This window comes from Pseudoduganella sp. RAF53_2 (assembly GCF_052113985.1).
Taxonomy (GTDB): Bacteria; Pseudomonadota; Gammaproteobacteria; order Burkholderiales; family Burkholderiaceae_D; genus Rugamonas.
In genome coordinates this window covers 1-3,886 of record NZ_JBFRDW010000589.1, presented here as the reverse complement: position 1 = coordinate 3,886, position 3,886 = coordinate 1, and the positions used below count along the sequence as shown (strand labels likewise).

4 protein-coding genes are annotated in these 3,886 nt (G+C 62.8%); 3 read left to right on the top strand and 1 reads right to left on the bottom strand.

The features are described 5' to 3' along the window. On the bottom strand, positions 1-758 hold a 758-nt coding region (locus AB4Z11_RS25965), incomplete at its 3' end, for a PEP-CTERM sorting domain-containing protein (protein ID WP_442028711.1). A 151-nt stretch (positions 759-909) separates the two neighbouring features. On the opposite strand from AB4Z11_RS25965, the gene AB4Z11_RS25960 reads away from it, so the two are divergent. The 3 genes from AB4Z11_RS25960 to ggt form a co-directional block, all read left to right on the top strand. After that, a complete protein-coding gene (locus AB4Z11_RS25960) occupies positions 910-1,410 on the top strand; it encodes a hypothetical protein (protein ID WP_442028710.1) in 501 nt (166 codons plus the stop codon). Positions 1,411-1,489: 79 nt separating this feature from the next. Further along, positions 1,490-2,248, top strand: a complete 759-nt coding sequence (locus AB4Z11_RS25955) for a 3-hydroxyacyl-CoA dehydrogenase (protein ID WP_442028708.1) — start codon at positions 1,490-1,492, stop codon at positions 2,246-2,248. Between the two features lie 103 nt (positions 2,249-2,351). Continuing rightward, positions 2,352-3,886: gamma-glutamyltransferase (ggt, locus tag AB4Z11_RS25950; protein WP_442028706.1), on the top strand; the 1,535-nt coding region annotated here is incomplete at its 3' end.

Below are 3,886 nucleotides of genomic sequence, written 5' to 3'. Positions count from 1 at the left end.
GCCAGCGCCAGAGTGCCCAGACCGATCAGGCCGAGCGAGGCAGGTTCCGGTACATCGGCTGCGGGTGCTGCGTCGAAGCTGGCGGCAAAGGCGATTTCGTTCTTGGCCAGCATGTTCAAGCCTGCGGTGCCGCCGGTCTGGAACGGGCTCGAACCACTGTAGGCATCGGTCGGCATGAAGGCATAAATGATCAGGCCCTGGCCGTAGCGATAGCTGAATTCCGCGATCTGGCCTGCAGTGCCGTTGTTCAGGATTGCGTGGATGTCCGACACCAGCGGATCGTTGCTGGTCAGGGAGGCGACGCCAACTGCGCCGTGCACCGAGGCGTTGCCGCCGTCCATATTCGTATTGGTCAAGGTGCCGAATGGGCCGTTGACGACGGGCGAAGCCGGATCTACGACGTCGACATTGCTGCCAGTACCACTGATCGGTGTCAGGTGCATGCCCGGCAGGAGACTGGTCGAATTGCCAAACCAGTCGTGGATGATCAGCGCGCCGCCGGCGGCAACCCAGGATGTAAACTGGCTGGCGTAAGCGCCGGCAACGATGACGTCGACATTGTTCAGTGCATTCGGATTCACTTGGCCGGCATAGCCCAGGCCATTAGCGGCGGCGCCAAATTGTGCACCGTCGCTGCTGCCGCAGCAGTGGGTGACCGAATATTCGCCCAGCAGCGGTGCGGCGCTGGCCGGTGTGGACAGAAATGCACCCGCCAGGGTGGCGATGCCGGTGGCAAGTGCCAGAATCGATTTGCTCATTATTTCTCCATTTAAAGTAATGTTGATCAAAGAGCAAATTGCATGCCAACAATAATTATTGATTAAGTTTCAATGACTTAACTATTTTCCCGCAAGTGACTGTTAAGTTTTCCGACACATTTGAGGACTATGATGGAAACAGGAGGTTGCCATGTCCATCCTGATCGCCACTGTATTTGCCGCCCTTGCCGCAGGGGCGGATCTCACCCCCGACGAAGCCGCCTATGCGCGTCTGCCGGTCTGCAAACTGAGTGCCGACGGCCAGCATCTCGCTGTCGAGCCGTGCCGCACGGCGCCGTCGAAACGGCCGATGCCGCGCCGTCCCGTGCCGCAATTCACCGATCCCATGCCGCGCCTGGCCCAGCCGCACGATACGGTGGTGCCGGCGCCACTGTGGGCGCCGACGCTGACGCCATCCACACCGGCATCTGCTGTGGCCGCAGCAGCCGCGGCGCAGGGCAGGGCGCCCGTGGTGCCGACCTTGCCGGCGCTGACACCGCTGCCCGGCCCGAGCGCGCCCACGCCCGTCACCTGCAGCGGCGGCGGTTGCCGCGACAGTAGCGGCAACTTTTATAATGCGCCACCGGGGCAGGCGATCAGCCCAAGCGGACGGCCCTGCAGCGTCAATGGGGTATGGATGAGCTGCCAGTGATTCGCTACAATAGCCCTGTTTGACGTTTACGTAACGTAAAGTAATTCCAACAACCGAGCAGCATCGAATAGGGGAAGACATGCAAATCAAGGATCAGGTATTCATCATCACCGGCGGCGCGTCCGGCCTGGGTGCAGCAACCGCGCGCATGATCACCGAGAACGGCGGCAAAGTGGTGCTGGCCGACGTGCAGGTGGAAGCGGGCGAAAAGCTGGCCGCTGAGCTGGGTGGCAAATTTGTTAAGTGCGACGTGACCTCCGAAGCGGACGGCCTGGCCGTGGTGGCCGCGGCAACCGCCATGGGCACGCTGCGCGGCCTGGTCAACTGCGCGGGCGTGGCGCCGGCAGTGAAAACCGTGGGCAAGGATGGCCCGCACCCACTGGACGTGTTCCAGCGCACCGTGAACATCAACCTGATCGGCACCTTCAATATGTGCCGCCTGGCCGCTGACGCCATGGGCAAGACCGAAGCTGCCGAGTGGGGCGAGCGCGGCGTGATCATCAATACCGCCTCCGTGGCGGCGTTCGACGGCCAGATCGGCCAGGCTGCTTACGGCGCGTCCAAGGCCGCTGTGGCGGGCATGACCCTGCCGATGGCACGCGACCTGTCGCGCAGCGGCATCCGCGTGATGACCATCGCTCCAGGCATCTTCGAAACCCCGATGCTGCTGGGCATGCCGGCCGAAGTGCAGGACGCACTGGGCAAGATGGTGCCGTTCCCGCCACGCCTCGGCAAGCCTTTCGAATACGCGAACCTGGCCAAGTCCATCATCGAAAACGTGATGATGAATGGTGAGACCATCCGCCTGGATGGCGCCATCCGCATGCAGCCGAAGTAAAAAAGAACCCACGGCGTGAACCTGGTGGCAGGCACGATGTGCCTGCCACCTGCCTTCGCCCTGGGTTTTAAGGTAGGATGCAATATCTGTTACTGGAGATTGCATGATCCGCCTGAATTCCCTCGCGCTCGCCGCAGCGCTGCTCAGTTCCTCCCTCGTACACGCCCAGGAAGTCGCCCAGYGCGCACCGGAAATCGCTACCGGTTACCAGGAAAAAGCCGGCTGGAGCGCCCAGAAATTCATGGTGGCCGCGGCCAACCCGCTGGCCACCGACGCGGGATACCAGATGCTGAAGCAGGGCGGTACGGCCGTCGACGCCGCCATCGCCACCCAGCTGGTGCTGACGCTCGTTGAACCGCAATCGTCCGGCATCGGCGGCGGTTCCTTCCTGATGCACTACGACGGCAAGCGCGTGCAAGCCTACGATGGCCGCGAAACCGCGCCGGCGTCCGCCGACGAACACCTGTTCCAGGACGCGAACGGCAAGGCTGTCTCGCGCGTGGAAGGCGTGGTCGRCGGCCGCTCCACCGGCGCGCCCGGCGTGCTGCGCATGCTGGAACTGGCGCACAAAGAGCACGGCAAACTTCCGTGGGCCAAGCTGTTCGAACCAGCCATCAAGCTGGCGGAAGACGGCTTCAAGGTCAGCCCGCGTCTGAACGCGCTGCTGACCTGGGACAAATACATCAGCCGCGATCCGGTCGCCGCAGCCTATTTCTACGACAAGGAAGGCAAGCCGCGTCCAGTCGGCTACCTGCTGAAGAATCCTGAACTGGCCAGGACCCTGCGCGAAATCGCCAAGGGCGGCGCGGATGCCTTCTACAAAGGCCGCATTGCCAACGATATCGCTGCCAAGGTGGCCTCGCATCCGACCAATCCAGGCAAGCTGACTGCCGCCGATATCGCGGGCTATCAAGCCAAGGAACGCGATCCGGTGTGCGCAGACTACCGCGCCTACACCGTCTGCGGCATGCCGCCGCCATCCTCCGGTGGCATCGCGATTGCGCAGATTCTCGGCCTGCTGGAATCCAAGAACATCGGCGCCTACGCACCGAAGAATGGTGTGCTGACGGCCGATGCCATCCACCTGATGACCGAGGCCGAACGTCTGGCCTATGCGGACCGCAACCGCTACGTGGCCGACACCGACTTCGTGCCGCTGCCCGGCAAAGGCGTGGCTTCGCTGCTGGACAAGAACTACCTGAACCAGCGTGCCAGCATGATCGCCGACAAGTCCATGGGCCGTGCGCAAGCCGGTGTGCCGCCTGAAGTGAAAGTGGCATGGGGCGACGATACCGCGATCCAGAAGCCATCGACCTCGCACCTGGTGGCTGTCGATGGCTACGGCAATGGTCTGTCCATGACCACCTCGGTGGAAGACGCGTTCGGCTCGCGCCAGATGGTCGATGGCTTCATTCTGAACAACCAGCTGACTGACTTCTCCTTCGACTCGGTCGATGAAAACGGCCCGATCGCCAACCGCGTGCAGGCCAACAAGCGGCCACGCAGCTCGATGGCGCCGACGCTGGTGTTCGACAAGCAGACCAAGAAACTGGTGCTGGCCACCGGTTCGCCGGGCGGTTCGACCATCATCAACTACGTCGCCAAGGTGCTGGTCGGTACGCTGGACTGGGGCATGAA

Bases quoted from the DNA above. Each gene is read 5' to 3' on its own strand.
- AB4Z11_RS25960 (WP_442028710.1), top strand. From the start codon at position 910: ATGTCCATCCTGATCGCCACTGTATTTGCCGCCCTTGCCGCAGGGGCG.
- AB4Z11_RS25955 (WP_442028708.1), top strand. From the start codon at position 1,490: ATGCAAATCAAGGATCAGGTATTCATCATCACCGGCGGCGCGTCCGGC.